General features: G+C 72.3%; 1 protein-coding gene and 1 pseudogene. One reads left to right on the top strand and one right to left on the bottom strand.

Features of this window, described 5'->3' with window-relative positions; genetic code table 11:
* Positions 1–1,505 (top strand): annotated as a pseudogene (locus VFZ20_RS07760) (RCC1 domain-containing protein); the annotation flags it as partial.
* Between the two features lie 143 nt (positions 1,506–1,648).
* On the opposite strand, the gene VFZ20_RS07765 reads toward VFZ20_RS07760, so the two are convergent.
* On the bottom strand, positions 1,649–2,416 hold the full coding sequence (locus VFZ20_RS07765; protein WP_329683281.1) for a hypothetical protein: 768 nt from the start codon (positions 2,414–2,416) through the stop codon (positions 1,649–1,651).
* Positions 2,417–2,573: the final 157 nt, after the last annotated feature.

Here is a 2,573-nt window from a genome sequence, read left to right on the forward strand (position 1 = left end):
TGGTGACGGGGCGCGCCAACGGGGGCTCCTGGATCGTGGGGACGGCGGGGACGCGGGCCGATTCGGCGAGGGTCACCGTGACGCAGCAGGCGGTGCGGCTGGACCTCACGCCCCGCGCCGACACCCTCAATGCCCTGGGCGACACCATCGCGTTCACCGCCCGGGCGCTGGACCGCAACGACCAGCCCGTGTCCGGCGTGGCCCTCACCTGGACAGCCTCCAACCCGCTGCGGATGATCAGGCCCGGCGTGTTCGTGTCCCGCACCAACGGCCTAGCGACGGTCACCGTGAGCGGGGGCGGCTTCACCCAGACGGCCACGGTGCTCAACCGCCAGGTGCCGGCCACGATCACGCTGCGCAGCGGCACGCTCATCGTCAATGACACCGTGCCCCTGAACCCCGCGCGGGCGCGCCAGCTCGCCATCGTGGAGGAAGTCGCCGACTCCAACGCCGTCCGCGTTGACGTGAGCGCGCGCCCTGCGGCTACCATCACGCCCGCGGGCGCAATCGCCGCCGGCAGCCAGGCCGTCATTGCCGCGGCGCCGGGGGGCGGCACGGCGACCGTCCAGATCGGCGCCGCCACCGGGACCGCGCAGTTCGACGTGGTCGCGTTCGATTCCGTGGCCGCGGGCGACGACCACGGGTGCGGCCTGACGACGGGCGGCGACGTCTACTGCTGGGGCGCCGGCTTCAACCAGCCGCTGCCCTCGCCCGCCGGACGCCCCCGCAAGGTGAACCTGCCGGGGCGCGCAACGGCCATCACCTCCGACTGCGCCCTGCTGCAGAACGGCACGGTGTACTGTGGCCTGGCGGGAACGCCGGCGCCATGGACGGGCGTTCCGGCCATGGCCTCCCTCACGGAGGGCTGCGCCCTGACGGCCTCGGGAACGGCCTACTGCCAGGACGCGGATCGCGTGGTGCGGCCGCTGGCGGGATACACGTTCGTCCAGGTGTCCCAGCGGTCCGAGGCCCCGAACGGCCCCCCCCTGGAGCGCTGCGGCCTGCAGGCGAACGGACAGGTGGTGTGCTGGACGCCGGGCGGCACGCCCGCCCCGCTGGCCGGTGGACACACGTTCCGCCGCATCGACCTGGGGCGGTGGATGTCGTGCGGCATCACCACCGACGGGCGGCTGCTGTGCTGGGGCTACCTGTACGGAGACGGGGCGCCCGTGCTGGTGAGCGCCTCGCTGGGGCTGGTGACCCTGGAGGTGGAATACGCCAACGCGTGCGGGTTGCGAGCCGATGGCGCGCTCTTCTGCTGGGGCTCGGACGGGGTGATCGAGTGGGATCCGGGCGTCGCGGTCGCGCCCGCTCCCAAGTGGCCCACCCTCCGGTTCACGGACTACAGCGTGGGGCTGGTCGGCTTCACATCCACCACCGGCATGGCCGCGCTGGAGTGCGGCGTGGCGGACGGAACGCTGTGGTGCAGCGGGGGCGACCTCCGCAGCAACGTGGGGCGCACGGGCGGCCCGGGCCTGGCCGGCCGCGTGATGTCCCCGTTCTGACGGCGAACCCGGTTCCATGACGGGCAACGGGCCCGGGCGTGCATTCGCCCGGGCCCGTTGCGTTGGTGCATTGGTGCGTTGGTGCCTCGGTGTGGGAGTGCCTCGGTGCGGGAGTGCCCCGGCGCGGCGGCTCCGGAGCACGATCAGGCGCGTCCGCAGTAGGCGGCGATGGGATAGGTGGCGTCCACGCGGATCTGCGTTCCGCCGCGCACCAGGTACTCCGACGCGCCGTAGCGCGGCGAGCCCGGGTGCCAGTTGTAGGTGTAGCCCAGGCGCGTCCATGGGTATCCCACGCTCCCGCCCGGTCCGCCTCCCGTCCGCGACGCCGCCGGGTAGCCGTTGGGCAGCTGCCACGAAGAAAGCATCTGCCGGGACATCCACTCCACGTGGGCGGGGTCCACGCCGGCGGGGAACTGCAGCCCGCACGATCCGCTGCCCACCTGGTTCTCGCCGCATGGCCAGCGCGTCGTCACGGCGGGGTCCACCGTGGGGCGGAACATCCGCGTGGCGGGCACGGTCATCTCCACGAAGTGCGAGACGGAGTCCGTGGGCCGCAGCCCGAACAGCTGGCGCAGGCGCATCACCAGGTCCTGCTCGTTGCGCCAGCTGTTGCACGAGTCGCGCGCCTCGGGCACGACGCTCACCCAGATGTCGCGGCCCAGCGGCTGCTCGCCCGGCGCGTAGTTCCAGGTGGTAAGGGTGACCACGCGCACGTTGCCGTCCGCGTCCGGCACGACGGGAAAGAGCGGGAGCACGTTCTCCGGCGCGTACACGGCCGAGTTGGCGATGGCCTGCGCGTAGATGGCGTCGATGGACCGCGCCGGCGCCGGCCCCATGGGCGACGCCTGGGGCGAGCACGCCGCGAGCAGCAGGACGACGATGGGTGCAAGACGGGTGATGAGCGTGCGCATGAGATGACCGAGTTGAAGGGAGACGATTGAACGGCCGCATCAAACATCGTCGGCGCCATCCGAAGCGCAAGAAGAACGGCCGGGCGATCTCTCGCCCGGCCGCGGATTCATCACTCTCGCACTCTCGCACTCTCGCACTCTCGCACTCTCGCACTCT

The organism is Longimicrobium sp. (assembly GCF_036280135.1).
Classification (GTDB): domain Bacteria; phylum Gemmatimonadota; class Gemmatimonadetes; order Longimicrobiales; family Longimicrobiaceae; genus Longimicrobium.

Bases quoted from the DNA above. Each gene is read 5' to 3' on its own strand.
- VFZ20_RS07765 (WP_329683281.1), bottom strand. From the start codon at position 2,416: ATGCGCACGCTCATCACCCGTCTTGCACCCATCGTCGTCCTGCTGCTC.